This window comes from Fictibacillus aquaticus, from assembly GCF_002245695.1.
GTDB classification, from domain to species: domain Bacteria; phylum Bacillota; class Bacilli; order Bacillales; family Fictibacillaceae; genus Fictibacillus; species Fictibacillus aquaticus.
In genome coordinates this window covers 71,850-88,845 of sequence record NZ_NOII01000010.1, presented here as the reverse complement: position 1 = coordinate 88,845, position 16,996 = coordinate 71,850, and the positions used below count along the sequence as shown (strand labels likewise).

20 protein-coding genes are annotated in these 16,996 nt (G+C 41.2%); 11 read left to right on the top strand and 9 right to left on the bottom strand.

The window, feature by feature from the left end; genetic code table 11:
• The first annotated feature begins 11 nt into the window (after positions 1-11).
• From CGZ90_RS15300 to CGZ90_RS15285, 4 genes are read left to right on the top strand one after another with little or no spacing between them, the layout of a single operon-like run.
• On the top strand, positions 12-614 hold the full coding sequence (locus CGZ90_RS15300; RefSeq protein WP_338032250.1) for a peroxiredoxin family protein: 603 nt from the start codon (positions 12-14) through the stop codon (positions 612-614).
• An 11-nt stretch (positions 615-625) separates the two neighbouring features.
• Complete coding sequence (locus CGZ90_RS15295; RefSeq protein ID WP_094253401.1) at positions 626-1,315, top strand: response regulator transcription factor; 690 nt, start codon at positions 626-628, stop codon at positions 1,313-1,315.
• Positions 1,302-2,360 (top strand): sensor histidine kinase, encoded by a 1,059-nt coding sequence (locus CGZ90_RS15290; protein WP_094253400.1) that lies wholly within the window; start codon positions 1,302-1,304, stop codon positions 2,358-2,360. Before CGZ90_RS15295 ends, CGZ90_RS15290 begins: the two co-directional genes overlap by 14 nt.
• Complete coding sequence (locus tag CGZ90_RS15285; RefSeq protein ID WP_094253399.1) at positions 2,361-2,747, top strand: DUF302 domain-containing protein; 387 nt, start codon at positions 2,361-2,363, stop codon at positions 2,745-2,747.
• A gap of 58 nt (positions 2,748-2,805) precedes the next feature.
• Here CGZ90_RS15285 and CGZ90_RS15280 read toward each other — a convergent pair whose 3' ends face one another.
• On the bottom strand, positions 2,806-3,384 hold the full coding sequence (locus CGZ90_RS15280) for a YitT family protein (protein WP_094253398.1): 579 nt from the start codon (positions 3,382-3,384) through the stop codon (positions 2,806-2,808).
• Between the two features lie 128 nt (positions 3,385-3,512).
• Positions 3,513-3,830, bottom strand: coding sequence for a hypothetical protein (locus tag CGZ90_RS15275; RefSeq protein ID WP_094253397.1), 318 nt, complete (start codon positions 3,828-3,830; stop codon positions 3,513-3,515).
• Positions 3,831-4,012: 182 nt separating this feature from the next.
• Here CGZ90_RS15275 and CGZ90_RS15270 point away from each other — a divergent pair, with 182 nt between their 5' ends.
• Positions 4,013-4,201 carry a DUF2642 domain-containing protein gene (locus tag CGZ90_RS15270; RefSeq protein ID WP_094253396.1) on the top strand — a complete coding sequence of 63 codons (189 nt, stop codon included), beginning with the start codon at positions 4,013-4,015 and terminating at the stop codon, positions 4,199-4,201.
• A 136-nt stretch (positions 4,202-4,337) separates the two neighbouring features.
• Here CGZ90_RS15270 and CGZ90_RS15265 read toward each other — a convergent pair whose 3' ends face one another.
• Genes CGZ90_RS15265 through CGZ90_RS15255 form a run of 3 tightly spaced genes read right to left on the bottom strand, consistent with a single transcriptional unit; the run spans position 4,338 to position 6,462 of the window.
• Positions 4,338-4,793, bottom strand: coding sequence for an ArsI/CadI family heavy metal resistance metalloenzyme (locus CGZ90_RS15265; RefSeq protein WP_094253395.1), 456 nt, complete (start codon positions 4,791-4,793; stop codon positions 4,338-4,340).
• Between the two features lie 19 nt (positions 4,794-4,812).
• A complete protein-coding gene (locus CGZ90_RS15260; RefSeq protein WP_094253435.1) occupies positions 4,813-6,105 on the bottom strand; it encodes an arsenic transporter in 1,293 nt (430 codons plus the stop codon).
• A 33-nt stretch (positions 6,106-6,138) separates the two neighbouring features.
• The gene (locus CGZ90_RS15255; RefSeq protein WP_240515451.1) at positions 6,139-6,462 is read right to left on the bottom strand and encodes an ArsR/SmtB family transcription factor; all 324 of its coding nucleotides are present in this window, start codon (positions 6,460-6,462) and stop codon (positions 6,139-6,141) included.
• A gap of 111 nt (positions 6,463-6,573) precedes the next feature.
• Here CGZ90_RS15255 and arsC point away from each other — a divergent pair, with 111 nt between their 5' ends.
• The 3 genes from arsC (at position 6,574) to CGZ90_RS15240 (ending at position 9,740) form a co-directional block, all read left to right on the top strand.
• The gene (arsC, locus tag CGZ90_RS15250; RefSeq protein WP_094253394.1) at positions 6,574-6,975 is read left to right on the top strand and encodes an arsenate reductase (thioredoxin); all 402 of its coding nucleotides are present in this window, start codon (positions 6,574-6,576) and stop codon (positions 6,973-6,975) included.
• A 99-nt stretch (positions 6,976-7,074) separates the two neighbouring features.
• Positions 7,075-8,259, top strand: a complete 1,185-nt coding sequence (locus tag CGZ90_RS15245) for a TolB family protein (protein WP_094253393.1) — start codon at positions 7,075-7,077, stop codon at positions 8,257-8,259.
• A 77-nt stretch (positions 8,260-8,336) separates the two neighbouring features.
• Positions 8,337-9,740 (top strand): SpoVR family protein, encoded by a 1,404-nt coding sequence (locus tag CGZ90_RS15240; RefSeq protein ID WP_094253392.1) that lies wholly within the window; start codon positions 8,337-8,339, stop codon positions 9,738-9,740.
• Positions 9,741-9,898: 158 nt separating this feature from the next.
• Here the strand turns inward: CGZ90_RS15240 and CGZ90_RS15235 are convergent, their stop codons facing one another.
• Complete coding sequence (locus CGZ90_RS15235; RefSeq protein ID WP_094253391.1) at positions 9,899-10,789, bottom strand: LysR family transcriptional regulator; 891 nt, start codon at positions 10,787-10,789, stop codon at positions 9,899-9,901.
• A 297-nt stretch (positions 10,790-11,086) separates the two neighbouring features.
• Here CGZ90_RS15235 and CGZ90_RS15230 point away from each other — a divergent pair, with 297 nt between their 5' ends.
• Positions 11,087-12,388, top strand: coding sequence for an MFS transporter (locus tag CGZ90_RS15230; protein ID WP_379675189.1), 1,302 nt, complete (start codon positions 11,087-11,089; stop codon positions 12,386-12,388).
• On the opposite strand, the gene CGZ90_RS15225 is transcribed toward CGZ90_RS15230, so the two are convergent.
• The gene (locus CGZ90_RS15225) at positions 12,385-12,621 is read right to left on the bottom strand and encodes a hypothetical protein (RefSeq protein ID WP_094253390.1); all 237 of its coding nucleotides are present in this window, start codon (positions 12,619-12,621) and stop codon (positions 12,385-12,387) included. The two genes, CGZ90_RS15230 and CGZ90_RS15225, sit on opposite strands and share 4 nt — an antisense overlap.
• Positions 12,622-12,802: 181 nt before the next feature.
• Here CGZ90_RS15225 and CGZ90_RS15220 point away from each other — a divergent pair, with 181 nt between their 5' ends.
• Both CGZ90_RS15220 and CGZ90_RS15215 read left to right on the top strand, forming a co-directional pair.
• Positions 12,803-13,216 (top strand): MerR family transcriptional regulator, encoded by a 414-nt coding sequence (locus CGZ90_RS15220; RefSeq protein ID WP_165766877.1) that lies wholly within the window; start codon positions 12,803-12,805, stop codon positions 13,214-13,216.
• A 72-nt stretch (positions 13,217-13,288) separates the two neighbouring features.
• Entirely contained in the window at positions 13,289-14,581 is a 1,293-nt protein-coding gene (locus tag CGZ90_RS15215) for a hemolysin family protein (protein ID WP_094253388.1), read from the top strand.
• A 135-nt stretch (positions 14,582-14,716) separates the two neighbouring features.
• Here CGZ90_RS15215 and CGZ90_RS15210 read toward each other — a convergent pair whose 3' ends face one another.
• Complete coding sequence (locus CGZ90_RS15210) at positions 14,717-15,871, bottom strand: chromate transporter (protein WP_094253432.1); 1,155 nt, start codon at positions 15,869-15,871, stop codon at positions 14,717-14,719.
• A 207-nt stretch (positions 15,872-16,078) separates the two neighbouring features.
• Entirely contained in the window at positions 16,079-16,963 is an 885-nt protein-coding gene (locus CGZ90_RS15205) for a YitT family protein (RefSeq protein WP_094253387.1), read from the bottom strand.
• Positions 16,964-16,996: the final 33 nt, after the last annotated feature.

Sequence of the window (16,996 nt, the reverse complement as noted above, 5' to 3'; positions counted from 1 at the left end):
GCGAGGTGAAAATGATGAAAAGAAATCTATTGGCGATTGTTATTATTATAGGCTTAATTGGATATGCGATCTACGATATTAAGGGACAAGAAAAAGATAAAAAAACGGCAACTCAGAAATCAGAAAACACAGAACAAGTTGAGGAAACAACTGCTTCCGAAGTAACTTCTTCGGGCAAATCTGGAATAAATGAAGGTGACTTTGCCCCGGATTTCACATTGCAGACCTTAGAAGGAAAGAACATTAAGCTTTCAGATTATAAAGGCAAGAAAGTGGTATTAAACTTATGGGCGAGCTGGTGTCCTCCATGCAAAGCTGAAATGCCTCATATGCAAGCTTTTTACGAGAAAAACAAAGACAAGCAAAATGTTGAAATCCTTGCTGTCAATTTAACAACTATGGAAAAAGATCGAGCAAATATACAGACGTTTGTTGATGATTATCAATTAACATTTCCTGTACCATTGGATGAAAAAGGGGATATTGGGGTTGAATATCAGGCTTTTTCAATACCGACAACGTATATGATTGATTCAAACGGGACGATTCAAAGAAAAATTGTCGGTCCTATGGATGAAGAATTCTTAAATAAAATGGTGTCTTCCATGAAATAGAAGGTGAAAAGATGGAGTTGAAAGGGAAATCGATTTTAATAGTAGAAGACGATCCTAAAATTCGAAACCTCATGAAGATTTATCTTGAAAATTCAGGGTATGAGACCTATCTGGCTGAAGACGGCGAGGAAGGAAAAAAGGCATTTAAAGAGATCGACCCATGCTTTATGATTGTTGATCTAATGATGCCCAAACTCAGCGGGGAAAAACTCACGGAGTGGATAAGAAATGAACAAAAGAGTGAAATCCCGCTCATCATGGTCACAGCGAAGAGTGATGAAAAAGATCGCATAGCAGGACTTCAATCTGGTGCAGATGATTATGTTACAAAGCCTTTCAGCCCAGGGGAATTAGTTGCACGTGTTGAAGCGGTATTGCGGAGAACTGTTCATCGCTGCAATAAAATTTCCTATAAGGGTCTTACGATTAAGCCTTTTAAAGGTGAAGTGACATATAAAGGGGAAAGTATTGCGCTAACACCAAATGAGTTCAAGCTTTTATATAAGCTGATGAGACATCCTAATCAAATCTTAAAGCGAGATCAGCTATTGGACGAAATGTATCCCAATCATGAAAAAACAGTGAATGACAGGACTGTAGATGTGCACTTGGTCAAACTGCGGGAAAAAATAGAACGAAATGATGACATCACTTTTATTGAAACCGTGAGAGGAATGGGGTATCGATTTGTGTCTTTTTAGAAGACAGCATTTATTCTCAAAGTTAGCGATAATCAATGGTTTAGCGATTGGGATCGTGATTCTCTTTGCGGGTCTCTCAATAAAAGATTATGCCTGCCTGCTTGTGAACGACTGGAAAATTGTTGGTCCTGAGTTTAATAAACGGCTGGATATATATTTTCTTCAGGTAAGTTTATTAGCTTTTCTCTTAGCATTCTTCGTTCATTTCTTTTTAGTTAAACGAGTTATACATCCCTTGAAGAAACTTACTGATCAAGCCATTAAAATAAAACAAGGAGTATATCCCGTACCACTTCAGGTAATCGAAAAAGATGAAATAGGTGAATTAACGAAAACATTTAATGAAATGACAGCAACTCTGCAAGATAACGAACAGAAACGAACAAGAATGTTTAGAGATATTGCTCATGAACTTAGAACACCGCTTACGAATTTAAATGGCTATCTGGAAGGATTGAAATCAGGAGTTATCCATGGAGATACTGAACTGTTTGGCTCACTGCTTGAAGAATCCAAACGTCTTACACGATTAGTTGAACAAGTGACCGAACTCAACCGCTGGGAGGACTCGTTACAGGATAAATGGCAGTGTATAGCAATCAATCAGCTAATAATGGAATCCGTAGAATTTTTTAGCGTCGCTTTAAACAGGAAGCGGATAACATATGAAATTGACGCTGAAAATGTCATTCTTGAAGGGAATAAGGACGGATTAAAACAAATTCTATTCAATTTGTTAAACAATGTATGTTTTTATGATAAAGCCGGATGGGTAAAGATAAATGGGGAAGTGAAGAATTCCTTTTACAAAATAAGCATTATTAACGAAGGCCAGTATATTAATCCAGAAAAGAAGGACTTGCTTTTTGACCGTTTTTATCGGGGAGATCCTTCTAGAAAAAGAAACACAGATGGTTCAGGGTTAGGGCTGACAATTGTAAAGGAAATTACTGAAGCACATGGAGGACATGCGGGTATCGAAACAGATGGCAAACATCATTGTTTCTGGTTTCAAATTCCGATTAAAACAGAAGGAGGACATTAAATGTTCCACTATACAGTTGAAACAAGCATGGGTATTGAAGAGGCAGCAAAGCAGTTAGAGGAAACACTAAAGGCGGAAAAATTCGGAGTGCTCTGGCAGTTTAATGTGAAAGATAAGCTGCAGGAAAAAGGGCTGGATTTTGACCAGGAATACCTCATTCTCGAGGTATGCAATCCTCATGAGGCAAAAGAAGTTCTTTCCATTAATAAAATGATCGGGTATTTCCTGCCGTGTAAAATTGTACTCTACACAGACAGCGGAAAGACGAAAATAGGAATGCCTAAGCCAACAGAGTTCGTCAAGCTGATTGATGACGCCAACCTTGAAGCAAAAGCAAAGGATATTGAGGATCGGCTCATCGCTTGTTTAGACAAGAGTGTTCAATGAGAATAAGAAGCGGGGGTCCGGTACCAATGGTACCGGACCCTCGATTCTTTATTATTCACTAATAAATCTTAATCTGCCTGATAAGTGTGAGGCTCATCGTGGCAAATCCGACAGCAAGTATTGTCACAAGAGAATAAAATAATATGCCTTCACCGAGTACATAAAGCCCAGCGATGATGACGAGTGCATCGATCAAGAAAATGACCATTCCGACATTGATCGAGAGCCATCTAGAAATAAATAATGCAAGCAGGTCTGTTCCCCCTGTGCTTGTTTGGTGGCGAAGCATGATCCCGATGCCTGTTCCGATCAGCAGCCCGCCAATAACCGAGCTCTCCATGATAGGAAGCTTCATAACGCCTTTCAGCGGCTCCAGCAAATCGATAACAACAGAAGAAACAAGCATTCCATGAATACTGTTAATAAAATAAGAACGCTCCAGCTTCCACGCCAATATATAAATAGGAAGGCTTAAACAAATGATTGTAAGTCCTGCTTTAATTCCCCAGACGTATTTCACAAGCAAGCTAATGCCGATCATCCCGCCATCGAGAAGGTGAAAGGGAAGAATAAACGCGTTAATTCCAATCCCGATACAAAAGCTTCCTAAAAAAATGGCCATAGTCCTTCTAAGCATCTGCATCATCCTCATCTATACCTTGTACATAAATGTATGCGGATGAAGGCTTGTTTAGTCATGATAAAGTGGTGATTGGAGGCCAAGTTAACATAAGTTGTACCGGACCCCAAAAGAAAAAACAGGCATCATTGGCTGCCTGTTTTAGCATGGATATCGTCTTCGGTAACATTTTTAAGCTGGAATTTTTCTTTCAGCCGTCCGATTAGTTCTTGGGCTTCTTCATATTCACTGTTGCTGTTAAACGTATGTTCAAAATACAAGCTGTCTCCGCTGGCTTGAATAAGAAGCTTCATCTTAATCTCTGTTGGGGGCTGAGATGAATCTTCGTCGGAAAATACTACACCGCCAGGCTGCTTTTCATTCTGGGCAAGCAGCATTGTTCCTCCGGACGACTGGCTGCTCGTCCATTGCTCGATCTCTTCAAGTGATTCTGCGCGCTTCATCAAATCATCCTTTCCAGAGTACATACTACAGAGAGTTTCCCCGTCGTCATTTTAAAATAAACGAATGTTTATCAACTTTATTTACGGAAAATAGGTAATCACCCTGTCCAAAGAGGGACCAGCTGCATTTACTGTAGTATCATCGGTTATCTAGCCGCAAGGAAGGAAGTTACGTTTAGCTTATGAATTTTAGACGACAGGCTCGCCGCTTTATTGACAGGCAAGTCGAGGTTGACACGGTGAATGAGACATATGTGGGACGCCTGGCAAAAGTCGAACACGACGTCATCCTTTTATGCATCTGCCACAAAGGCCAGAATCACCTGATCATCATCCGAATTGACCAAATCGTTGCCCTATCCGCGGTGTGAAAAAAAGAGCATTGCATCATGACTTGCTCATGCTGCAGTGCTCTTTCCTTTTTTCCTTGATGGGGTACGGTACCATTCATCAGCATCTGGCTATATAGCTGTGATGTCGGTGAATGGTACCGTACCCCGCATCAGTTTATTTTTTTGAAAAGCCAAGCTGGATGGGCTTTGGCGGAGCGCAGCAAAGGGATAGGTCGCGGGCGTCGCCAGCTGATTCGAACTCGCTGTCTTCCTTCGTGAAGAAGATCTCCCAAGCATTGCCGTCGGGGTCATACACCCATACTTTATCCTGAACAGCATAGCAGCAAGTCGTATCCATCTCATCGATAAGCAGAAGACCGGATTCTCTCAGTCGCTCTCCCATCTTGAGCACATCCTCCGTGTTGTTCACCTGAAATCCAAGATGGTTCAACACACCTTTTTCTTCAAACGGTCTTACGTTCAGCGAGAAATGAAGAGAAGGAGAGTCTAATTCAAACTTGGCGTAATTTTCCTTTACCTTCGTCGGCTCTGCACCGAAGAAGCTTTTATAAAAATCAAGGGACTTATTCAAATCACTGCAGTTAACCGCAACATGCATTCTTGTAATCATGAGTAATTCCTCCTTTAAATTAAGCGATGATGAGCAGCCATACATACAAGCCGCAAAGTGTTATGAATAGTGTAGGAATCGTTAGTATTATGCCAGTTTTAAAATATTGACCCCAAGTAATCCTTACACCTTTTTTTGATAAAACATGAAGCCATAGCAGAGTGGCAAGAGAACCGATCGGCGTGATTTTGGGTCCAAGGTCAGAACCGATGACATTCGCATAAATGAGTGCTTCTCGAATCACGCCTGATGTATCCGTTCCCTGAATGGCAAGAGCGTCAATCATAACCGTAGGCATATTGTTCATTACGGATGAAAGGATCGCAGCGATAAAGCCCATTCCGAGTGTTGCTGCAAATAGTCCATGATCTGCCGTTTTTTCAATCAGCACACCAAGCATATCGGTTAGTCCAGCGTTGCGCAGGCCGTAAACGACGACATACATGCCAATAGAGAAAATAACAACAGTCCACGGTGCATCTTTTACAACTTTTTTCGTGACGATAACCGGACTCTTTCTTGCAGCAAGTATGAAAACAGCTGCTGCAATACCAGCGATAAACGATACCGGAATATGCAGTGTTTCACTTAACAGGTAACCTGCAAGAAGGACAGCAAGAATGATCCATGAAAGTCGGAAAAGTTTTTCATCCCGTATCGCTTCAGCGGGTTTCTTCAACTGTGACATATCATAGTCAGCTGGTATATCTTTTCTGAAAAACAAGTAAAGAACAATCAGACTCGCAGCGAGCGAGAAGAAGTTTGGCACGATCATCCGGCTAGCGTATTCTAAAAATCCGATGCCGAAAAAGTCAGCGCTGACAATATTCACAAGATTGGATATGACAAGCGGCAGTGATGTTGTATCGGCGATAAATCCTGAGGCCATAATAAATGGCAGTATCATAGAATCCTTGAACTTTAATGCCCGTACTTGTGCAAGAACGATAGGAGTCAGAATCAGAGCGGCTCCGTCATTCGCAAAAAAGGCAGATACAGCAGCGCCGAGTAAAACAACGTACAAAAACATCTTTTTGCCGCTGCCGCCTGCTAAACGGGCCATATGAAGAGCAGCCCACTCGAAAAATCCGATTTCATCGAGAATAATGGAAATCAGGATAATGGCGACGAAGGCAAGTGTGGCATTCCAGACGATTCCTGTTACCGCACGCACATCGGCACCGTCTACAACTCCAAGTATCATCGCAACAACCGCACCAATAGAAGCAGACCATCCGATAGACAAACCGCGTGGCTGCCAAATTACGAAAATAATCGTAACTATAAAAACGAGAAAAGCGAGTATTGCCATAGTGTTCATTAGAAACTTACCTCCAGTGTCTTTCTAGGTGCAGCAAACCTTCATTCCGGATGTTTTTAGCTGTTCGATATCCGAACTCATGTCAGGCAGTGCGTTCAAATTTTCTTTTATGAATGGATACATTTCGCCATCAATGGAATAAAAAATCCATTGACTGCTGCGGCGTTCCTTGACGAGCTTAGCTTGTTTAAGTTTACGGAGATGCTGTGAAATGCTCGGCTGTGTCATCTTTAAAATTTCAACTAGTTCACACACACATAGTTCCTCGTGCTTTACGAGCGCAAGAATCTTAAGTCTTGTTTTATCTGCCATCGCTTTATAGCATTCAGCCAGCTGATCGAGTTCCAAGGTTACTCACCCCTCTTTTGTTAATGTTTTGTTTCAGTATATCATTAAATGTTGATATAAGTATATTCTTATATTATGATTTAAAGTGAAAATAAGAGGGAGGTCTTTCATATGACTAAACCAATCATCTACTTTCTTTGTACAGGAAACTCATGCCGCTCACAGATGGCAGAAGGGTTCGGACATCACTATTTAGGTGAAAAATATGAAGTTTATTCCGCGGGCATCGAGGCGCACGGTGTGAACCCGAACGCTGTTAAGGCGATGAAAGAGGTCGATATTGATATCACAAACCAAACATCTGACGTGATCGACCAAGAAATCTTGAAAAAAGCAGATTTCGTTGTCACGCTATGCGGACATGCCAACGATGTTTGTCCTGCAACCCCGCCGAACAAAGATCGTGCTCACTGGGGATTCGATGATCCTGCTGGAAAAGAGTGGAGCGAATTTCAGCGTGTACGTGATGAAATTGGAGAACGCATCAAAAAGTTTGCTGAGACAGGTAAATAACATAAAAAACGGGGCTGACATAGAATGTCGGCCCCGTTTTTTATGTTTAACTAATAAGATTACCTGGTTTGGCTATTTTAAGAACGAGGTGATTTATAAATGCGCAGCAAAATATTAATTCTTCTAATAGTCGTATTTATCACAATTCCTGTTTCAGTTAACGCTGCAGAACCTAAAGCTGCTTTTATACGATCTGACGGGTTATGGCTAAAAAAAGGGACAAAAGAAACCAGACTCGTGAGCGAGAGTGGACTAACTCAGCCAAAATGGTCATTTGATGGAACATACATAAGCTACTATGATTTTGAAGGTAAGCTTTGGGCTTACAGTTTAAGTACGCATGACAAAAAGGAAGTGTTTCATTCATCAGTAAGCCTGGCTCAGTGGTCGCCGAGAGAAAAAACGATTGCTTTTAAAGACAGCAGCATACTAAACATTAGGAAGCTTGAACCATACTCCCCGTTTTCAAATGCCGCGCTTGGAACTGGAAGCTATTCGTGGACACCTGACGGTCAGGGCTTTATCGTTTCATCTGATGCTAACTTGACACCTGCGGGCTGGACAAATGTTGCTATCTTTCATGTACCGATGGACGCTTCAGGCAACACTGGAAAAGTGAAGAAATTAGCAGAGCTGCCAGGGGAAAGTGATGATTTTTTTGCGATCGGCACATCGCCGTTTTTGTTTTCAGTAAATAAAAATTTGATGGCGTTTATCGCATGTCCAACTGCATCCTATTCGGCTGACCGAAATTTTCTTTCTCTGCTCACAACGGAAGGAAAGAAATTTCGAGTGGTAGGTGAGGTGCTTGCTGATATTAATTGGATGAAATGGTCTACAGATGGAAATTTCATCGCTTTTATTGAAGGCGAGGGAAGACTGACGACTGAAAATAAGAAACTGACGATCTTTAGCACAACCGATAATAAAAAGAAATCCTACACACCTGCTGGATACGCTGACGGAGATTTCACTTGGACCAGCAAGACATCTATCGTTGTTTCAAGAAAGAAGGAAAGCGGCTGGAACATAGCTCAGGAGAAAAGACCGAAGCCGCAGCTTGTCTCGGTGGATTTGATGACTGGTGGCAGTCGGAACATTACATCTCAAAGTTCACAGTATAGTGACACTCACCCTGTATCTCTAAAGGACAATCAATTGTTTTGGGAGCGGCATCAGCAGTCCGGAATCCACGTATGGCAAGCTGATAGCAATGGAAGCAGCCAAAAAATATGGATCGAAAATGTGACGCCAGAACAATGGAGTATTTATCAAACGAATTGAATCTCCGAAGTCTTGCCTCATGAAATCCCCTCTTCGCTCATAAAGTGTAAGTACAGGATGAGCTAGGGGGGAAATTCATGAATTGGGACGTTCAAAATAAACAATTGGAACATGCCATAGCTGAGATTACGGAAATCGCGGAAGGGTTCGGCCTTGATTTTTATCCGATGAGATATGAGATATGTCCGGCAGATATTATATACACATTCGGCGCATATGGGATGCCAACGCGCTTTTCGCACTGGAGCTTCGGCAAACAATTTCATAAAATGAAGCTGCAATATGATCTCGGCTTAAGCAAGATTTATGAGCTTGTGATCAACTCTGACCCATGCTATGCATTTTTGCTGGACACGAACTCACTGATCCAGAACAAGCTGATTATTGCTCACGTTCTGGCTCACTGCGATTTTTTCAAAAATAATGTGCGTTTCTCGAACACGAGGCGCGATATGGTAGAGAGTATGACCGCTACCGCTGAACGTGTCGCACAGTATGAGATGCTTTACGGGAAACAGGCCGTTGAAGAATTCTTGGATGCTGTGCTCGCGATTCAGGAGCATATCGATCCGTCTCTCGTCCGCGGCAAACTGGAATATCGGATGGATGAAGAGGAAGAAGAGCCTATAAAAAAAGAAACACCATATGATGATTTATGGGGGCTGGACGGCAAGAAAGAAGAAATGCCAAAGAAGAAGAAATCATTTCCGCCGCAGCCCGAAAAAGATATCTTGCTGTTTATACAAGAATACAGCCGCGAGCTCGAGGAATGGCAGCGCGACATCCTGTCCATGATGCGCGAGGAGATGCTCTATTTCTGGCCTCAGCTTGAAACGAAAATCATGAACGAAGGCTGGGCGTCCTACTGGCACGCGAAGATCTTGCAGGAGATGGATCTAACGTCACATGAGACGATCGAGTTCGCTAAGCTGAACGCGGGTGTCGTGCAGCCGTCTAAAACATCGATTAACCCGTATTATCTTGGGCTACAGATTTTCAAAGACATCGAAGAGCGGTATAACAAGCCTAATGAAGAGCTTCGCCGTCAGGGAGTGCTGCCAGGCTCAGGCCGTGAGAAGATGTATGAAGTCCGCGAACTCGAATCTGACATGTCGTTCATCCGCAATTACTTAACGAAGGATCTTGCCGAGCGGGAGGATATGTACCTTTTCCAGAAGCAGGGCAAAGACTATAAAATCGTCGATAAAGAGTGGGAGAACGTGCGGGATCAGTTAGTCGGCATGAGGGTGAATGGCGGATTTCCGTACTTGACTGTGAAAAACGGAGACTATCTCAAGAACGGCGAACTGTATATGCATCACAGTTATGAAGACATCGAGCTTGATGTGAAGTATCTCGAGAAAGTGCTGCCGCACGTGCATTATCTGTGGGGACGCACTGTGCACATGGAGACGAAGATCGAGGAGAAGCCTGTGCTGTTCACCTATGACGGGAAGAGTGTGCATCGGAAATATCTTTAAGAATTAAACAATTGTTTAAAAAGCACTCCTTTGCGGGGGTGCTTTTAGTTTTTGTTTTATTCAATATCTCACCATAAAAATTCACATGAAATGCTCAACCTCAGCTCTAAGCATTAAAATCCAACAAGCCAAATTTTTTGAACTTGACCTGTTTTGTATTAAATCACACAAGAATCGTGATTGATAAATTTGATAAAGGCGTCTACTGCTGGGCTGGGAAAGGTTTCCTTATGCCGGACAATATGAAAGTTTCTAAATGTGTTTAATTCGTTTCCTTTTAGTATTTGAATTTCTCCAAATTTTGTTTCCATTCGGACGGTTCTTCTTGAAACAAAACTCAAGAATTCGCCTGTTAAAACAGCTTGTTTAATCGCTTCGGTTGAATCAAGTTCAATAAACTGCTGAAGCTGAACGTTATGCTGTTTAAGGTGATTCTCGATTGTTTTGCGTGTGTTTGAATCGTGACCTCTCATTACGTATTTCTCATTCACTATGTCTTTTAGACTGCTGATTTTTTTATTAATAAGCGGGTGACTTTTTCCTGCGATTAGGACGATTTCATCCTGTATAAAAGGCTCGTGAATCAAGGCGGAAATGACAGGTACTTCAGGGATAATGGCAATATCGAGTACGTTGTTTTTAACTTTGACGAGGATTTCATCTGTTGGCTGTATTTCTAGTTTGATATTGACCCCTGGATACTTTTTCATAAAGTTAATGACGATTGGAGCCATCAAATAATTGCCGATTGTAGTACTTGCCCCGACCACGATCGATCCACTATTTACATTTTTCATTCCTTCCATAAATGACTCAGTTTGATTCACTAAGGAGAGTATTTTCTCAGCATTTTCGAACAAAAACGTACCAGCATCTGTTAGCTTTATTTCCCGCCCGACTCGATGAAAGAGGGTTAGTCCTAACTTCTGCTCTAATGCTTCAATTTGTCTAGAAACAGCTGGCTGACTGATGGACAGTACCACGGCAGCTCTGGTAAAACTGCGCTGCTTAGCTACTTGATAAAACGTTTTGAGCTGATAAAAATCCAAGTCTTCTCTCTCCTTTGTAAATCGTATAACGAAAATGCATTTAAACTATTACGAATATGCATTTTAATTATAGAACTCTTAAGCATAAAATGAAAGTAAGATAAAAAAAGCGGGGGGATTTCAATGGATCATAATCGAAAGTCCCTGATGTACACAGTTCATATGACAATGAGCCAAGGTGAGTCATTTCAAGTACAGCAATTACTAACAGAAAAAGAAATTTCATTCCAACTCGAAATCGTTTCTTCTTGTTTACTTTTGAAGGTAAATGAGGAAGATGCAGCTCTGGCAAAAGAAATCATTACAAATCGTTCTCTCGTTATTCAGGAAAAAGATTCACATCTTATAAAGGAAAAGCTCTATAAGCGGAGCTTGCTGGTCGTAAGTCTATCGCAAATTTTTGGCGGCGCTGGACTGGCAGCAGGAATAACGGTCGGTGCACTTCTTGCTAAAGAAATGTTGGGCACAGAAGCCTATTCAGGATTGCCGGCAGCTTTGTTTACTTTAGGATCAGCTGGTGCGGCTTTCATAGTAGGGAAGCTTTCACAGAGATTTGGCCGCCGTACAGGATTAACAGCTGGATTTATGACAGGCGGCTTTGGAGCACTTGGAGTGGCTCTTTCTGCAATAACCAATAGTATTATTCTTTTATTTTTTTCATTGTTGATTTATGGAGCAGGGACAGCGTCAAATTTACAAGCGCGATATGCAGGGACGGATCTTGCGAGCGAGCAGCAGCGTGCCACAGCAGTCAGCATCATTATGGTTTCTACAACATTTGGCGCATTTGCTGGGCCGAGTTTAGTTGGAACGATGAAAGATTATGCACTAAATATTGGTATTCCTTCTCTTGCGGGTCCGTTTTTATTTTCAGGCACGGCATTTATAATTGCAGGTCTTATTATTTTTCTCATGCTTCGTCCGGATCCATATCATTTCGTAAAGATGCTAGAAAACAATAAACGCAGCCGAAATTCTAATGTTGAACATACAACAAGTGAAATTCCAGCTTATAAAAACGGCATTATGGCCGGTGCAGCAATCATGATTTTGACACAGCTTGTGATGATTGCGATTATGACGATGACTCCGATTCATATGGAGCATCATGGGCATAGTCTAAATGAAATCGGACTAGTAATAGGTGTTCATATAGGTTCCATGTATCTGCCTTCTTTACTAACAGGATTATTAGTAGATAAAATCGGGCGAACCATTATGGGCGCAGCTTCAGGAGTTATTCTGCTGCTTGCAGGCATAATAGCGGCAATGGCTCCAAGCAATTCTTTGCTTTTCCTTATAATCGCTCTATCTTTGCTTGGTATTGGCTGGAATGTTGGATTAATAACAGGAACAACAATGATAGTAGATTCTACCGAGCCTTCTCAGCGTGCAAAGAGCCAGGGAACGGTGGATGTCTTTATCGCTTTGGCGGGAGCTTCAGGTGGAGCGTTATCAGGTGTGATTGTAGGTTCTTCTAGTTATGCGACATTGTCTTTTGCGGGAGGAATCTTATCTTTATTGCTGGTTCCCTTAGTAGTAAGGAAAAATCGTAATACAAAGATAGAGCTCAATAAAAAGCGGAATATGAGTAATTAACTAATATACGCTGGCAAGTGTTTTCGGAAATTAATAGAAATATTTGAAACAATAAAAGCTGCCAAGAATTTGGCAGCTTTTATTAATGTAAAGACCAGCACTTTGCAGCATACAATAAAGGCACAAGTTCTGCTTGTAGAAGCAAGTACATCCGGCCATTTATTGAAACTCGCTTTGATATAGGCAGGATTGCCATCAGTAAGGGAATATTTTTTAAAGACTTCGATGTGCACAATTTTCGCCTGCTATATACGAAGAAAATGTTTGTTAGGTTTCACGATTTAGAAGAAAAAAAATAAAACATTTTTATATTTGAACGTTATGTGTGAAAGTTAACCATACAGTTGACTGTACGGTTTTATATACGATAAGTTACAGTGAAAAGGTGAGGGAAGAGGTGAGTAAATTGGGAAGTTGTATCGAATTGGCGAACTAGCGGATTGCACACATGTTTCAAGAAGGACCATTGACTATTACTCCCAAATTGGCTTACTAGAGCCTTATCGAACGGCATCTAATTATCGGTTATATGATGAAGAATCAGTGAGTGTGCTAAAGCTGATTGAACATTACAAGAACATGAACATGCCCTTGCAGGAAATAAAGTCATCTATTGAACTTGTAAAGAAGAAAAATAGTATAAGTAGCACTCAAGTGGAAAAGCATTTTGATCAGATCGCAGAGTTTATGAAACACCTTGAGAAGGAAATCATGGAAATGAAGCCGATACTTGAGAACCTGGAAGATAAACAGCGTGAATTGGTATTGAGTAAAGTCTCTCCACAAGGAGTAACTTTAGCCCATTCTTTGCTTTTGCTTTTAGGGTGAATATTCGTTTATGTACAATAAAAACCTGGGAGGTGGATCCCTTGTTGTTCGATTACACAGCAGGGGTATTATTTGGAGATATTTAATTTATTTATGGTAGTTGTGCTTATTGCGTTAACGGCGTTTTTTGTAGCTACTGAGTTTGCGATTGTAAAAATTCGTACGACGAGAATAGATCAGCTGGCAGCAGAAGGAAATCATAAGGCTATCGCTGCTCAAAAGGTCATTACAAATTTGGACGAATATTTATCTGCCTGCCAGCTAGGGATAACGATTACGGCGTTAGGTCTTGGCTGGCTTGGTAAGCCGACTGTTGAGCTTTTGCTAAGACCACTATTCTTACAATTTGAAATTGCAGAATCTGTTTCAAGTTTATTATCGTTTATCATTGCCTTTTCATTGATTACGTTTCTTCATGTTGTAGTGGGTGAACTTGCCCCTAAAACGATGGCTATACAAAAGGCTGAAGAAGTAACGTTAAGGGTTGCTAAGCCAATCATGTTCTTTTATAAACTGATGTATCCATTCATTAAAACTCTCAATGGTTCTGCACGTTTATTTACAGGGCTTTTTGGCATTAAACCGGCGTCAGAACATGAACTCGCTCACTCAGAGGAAGAATTGCGTTTGATTCTTTCAGAAAGTTATAAAAGCGGGGAAATCAATCAATCTGAGTTTAAATTTGTGAACAACATTTTTCAATTTGACAATCGTCTTGCAAAAGAAATCATGGTGCCTCGAATGGATATGATAACTTTGGATATTGCAGAAACCGTTAAAGAGACGATTAAAGTGGTAACCGAGGAAAAGTACACACGATATCCTGTAATTGATGGGGATAAGGATCATATTGTTGGTATGGTCAATATGAAAGAAGTTCTTACCGATATTGTAAAAGGCAAAAACGTGGAAAGTAAAATTGAGGATTATGTCAGACCGGTAATTCAGGTATTTGAATCGACAGCCATTCACGAGCTGCTTCTTAAGATGCAGAAGGAACGGGTTCATATGGCAGTTCTAATCGATGAGTATGGCGGAACTTCTGGCCTTGTTACAGTAGAAGACATCCTCGAAGAAATTGTTGGAGAAATCCGAGACGAATTTGATTATGATGAAGTGCCTCACATAAAAAAAATCGATGAAAACAAAACGATATTAGATGGAAAAGTACTAATCGAAGAAGTGAACGATTTGTTCGGCCTTAATATCAGTGATGAAGATGTTGATACGATCGGCGGCTGGATACTCTCAGAGAAAATGGAAGTGAATACAGGAGATGAAATAGCAGTTGATAATTATCTCTTTAAGGTTCTTGAAGCAGATGGATATCATGTAAAGTCGCTTGAAGTCGTAAAAATATCATAAAACTAAATACTGTAAAAGGCGTGTCTGTAATATAGGCACGTCTTTTTTTAGGTGATCTTGTGATAAAAGACACAAATTAAACAATTGTTTAATTTGTGTCTACTGAGAAATAACCTAACTCGATTCTCCGAGCGATTAAATTAGTGAAAGTAAAATTCCGCCTAACGCTCCTGTAGCAACTACGATCCAAGGAGAAACCTTCCAATAAACAAGCATGCTAAAAAGCACTGCGGCAAAAGCAAAATCGATTGGTTTCTGTATAGTGCTCGTCCAGATCGGCTTATAAAATGCAGAAATCAAAATACCGACAACCGCGGCGTTTACACCCATTAAAGCACCATTGATCTTAGGGTTGCGCCTTAGCATATTCCAAAAAGGAAGCGTGCCTAAGATAAGAAGGAATGCAGGAAGGAATATGGCGATAGTCGCCAGCAGTCCGCCTTGCCATCCGTTCATGACGGCGCCAAGGTATGCTGCAAAAGTAAACAGCGGACCCGGTACAGCTTGAGCAGCGCCGTAGCCTGCCAAAAACTCCCCTTCACTGATCCAATTCGTTGGAACAAATTCCTGCTGCAATAAAGGAAGGACAACATGGCCGCCCCCGAAAACTAATGAGCCGGAACGGTAAAAGCTGTCAAAAAAAGCGACCCAATAAGATGACGTGACTTCTTTTAAGACAGGCAATAGCACTAAAAGAGCAAAGAATAACGTCAAACATACTGCGGCAAATTTTCGTGAGATGGGGAAATCTGCTGCCGTTTCGCCATCTTTCGTATTATGCCGGTAAAGAATATAGCCAACAAATCCTGCAATCAAGATAACGGTGACTTGAGAGAAAGCGGTCTGCCAGAGCAGAGTAATGACCAAAGCAAACAAGGCGATTGCTTTTCTTTTTAAGTCAGGCGTCAAATTGCTGGCCATTCCTAAAATAGCATGAGCGACGACAGCTACCGCCACAATTTTTAATCCGTGGATCCAACTTAAATTCACATCATCCATTGCAGATAAAGTCACTGCGAATAAAATCAAGGCGATAACGGAAGGGAGTGTAAAACCGAGAAATGAAATAATACCGCCTAGAACTCCCCCGCGCATGACCCCAATTCCGATTCCCACCTGGCTGCTTGCTGGTCCGGGCAGGAACTGGCAGAGCGCCACTAAATCTGCATAGCTTTTTTCGTCGAGCCATTTTCTTTTGCGGACGTATTCTTCATGAAAGTATCCTAGGTGAGCGACCGGTCCGCCAAAGGATGTTAAGCCGAGTTTTGTTGAAACGAATAAAATTTCCATAAGCGTTCTAAAGGTACTCTTTTTTTGCACTGGATTACCACCTCTAGTGTAATATTGAATGTACTCCGAAAAAGAATAACATGTTGAAAGTACGACTTCCACTATTGTCCAAGTGTATTTACATGATTTTAATATTCCAACAGGAGTTTGAAAAAATGTCCTACTAAAAAAGAAACCCTCTCAAAAAATCAAGAAGGTTTCTCTATCTTAGTGAATATCTTTCTTCTTAAACCTGCCGCCGCGTACTTCTGCGATATCAGCAATCGCAAGAAAAGCATCTGGGTCATGGCTTTCTACGATTTCTTTCAGCTTTGCTTCTTCCAGCCTAGTGATAACACAGAAAATGACTTTTTTATTATCGCCCGTATAGGCACCCTCACCGCTTAAATACGTCACGCCGCGGCCAAGACGTTTAATGATCGCTTCACCGATATCGTCGTATTTTTCGCTGATAATCCAGGCAGATTTCGATTCATCAAGCCCCTGCACGACGACATCAATCGTTTTAAACGCAATGATATAGGCCAGAATTGAATACATAGCACGGTCCCAGCTGAACACAAAACCGGCAGAACCTAAAATAAAGAGGTTGAAGAACATGATAATTTCACCGACGGAGAATGGTGTTTTCTTCGTGATAAGTATAGCTAATATTTCTGTTCCGTCTAACGCTCCGCCGTACCGGATTACGATTCCGACACCGACGCCAAGCACCATGCCTCCAAAAATCGTTGCAAGAAGAATGTCTTCAGTAAACGCAGGTACAGGGTGGAATAGAGAAGTAAAGAATGAGAGGACAGCAATCCCGAAAAGTGTGGAAATGGCAAATGTTTTTCCAATCTGCTTATAACCAATATAAAAGAATGGAATGTTTAATACGAATATGAACAAACCAAGAGGAGATTGTGTTAAATGAGATAAAATAATCGAAATTCCGACAATGCCGCCATCAATAACCTTGTTTGGTACGAGGAAAATTTCGAGCCCGACTGCCATTAACAAAGCTCCTAAAAAAATCGCAACCGTCCTTTTCAGGATTTTTGTTTTGGTGAGCTTTGGGTGTAATGCTTTCTGCAATTCTAATTCAGTCAATAAAAACCACTCCTTATGTATCGTGAATTTAAG

What these genes read in the sequence shown, in the direction of transcription:
- CGZ90_RS15300 (WP_338032250.1), top strand. Translation starts at nt 12, where the DNA reads ATGATGAAAAGAAATCTATTGGCGATTGTTATTATTATAGGCTTAATT.
- CGZ90_RS15295 (WP_094253401.1), top strand. Translation starts at nt 626, where the DNA reads ATGGAGTTGAAAGGGAAATCGATTTTAATAGTAGAAGACGATCCTAAA.
- CGZ90_RS15285 (WP_094253399.1), top strand. Translation starts at nt 2,361, where the DNA reads ATGTTCCACTATACAGTTGAAACAAGCATGGGTATTGAAGAGGCAGCA.
- CGZ90_RS15280 (WP_094253398.1), bottom strand. Translation starts at nt 3,384, where the DNA reads ATGCTTAGAAGGACTATGGCCATTTTTTTAGGAAGCTTTTGTATCGGG.
- CGZ90_RS15275 (WP_094253397.1), bottom strand. Translation starts at nt 3,830, where the DNA reads ATGAAGCGCGCAGAATCACTTGAAGAGATCGAGCAATGGACGAGCAGC.
- CGZ90_RS15270 (WP_094253396.1), top strand. Translation starts at nt 4,013, where the DNA reads ATGAATTTTAGACGACAGGCTCGCCGCTTTATTGACAGGCAAGTCGAG.
- CGZ90_RS15265 (WP_094253395.1), bottom strand. Translation starts at nt 4,793, where the DNA reads ATGATTACAAGAATGCATGTTGCGGTTAACTGCAGTGATTTGAATAAG.
- CGZ90_RS15260 (WP_094253435.1), bottom strand. Translation starts at nt 6,105, where the DNA reads ATGGCAATACTCGCTTTTCTCGTTTTTATAGTTACGATTATTTTCGTA.
- arsC (WP_094253394.1), top strand. Translation starts at nt 6,574, where the DNA reads ATGACTAAACCAATCATCTACTTTCTTTGTACAGGAAACTCATGCCGC.
- CGZ90_RS15245 (WP_094253393.1), top strand. Translation starts at nt 7,075, where the DNA reads ATGCGCAGCAAAATATTAATTCTTCTAATAGTCGTATTTATCACAATT.
- CGZ90_RS15240 (WP_094253392.1), top strand. Translation starts at nt 8,337, where the DNA reads ATGAATTGGGACGTTCAAAATAAACAATTGGAACATGCCATAGCTGAG.
- CGZ90_RS15210 (WP_094253432.1), bottom strand. Translation starts at nt 15,871, where the DNA reads ATGGAAATTTTATTCGTTTCAACAAAACTCGGCTTAACATCCTTTGGC.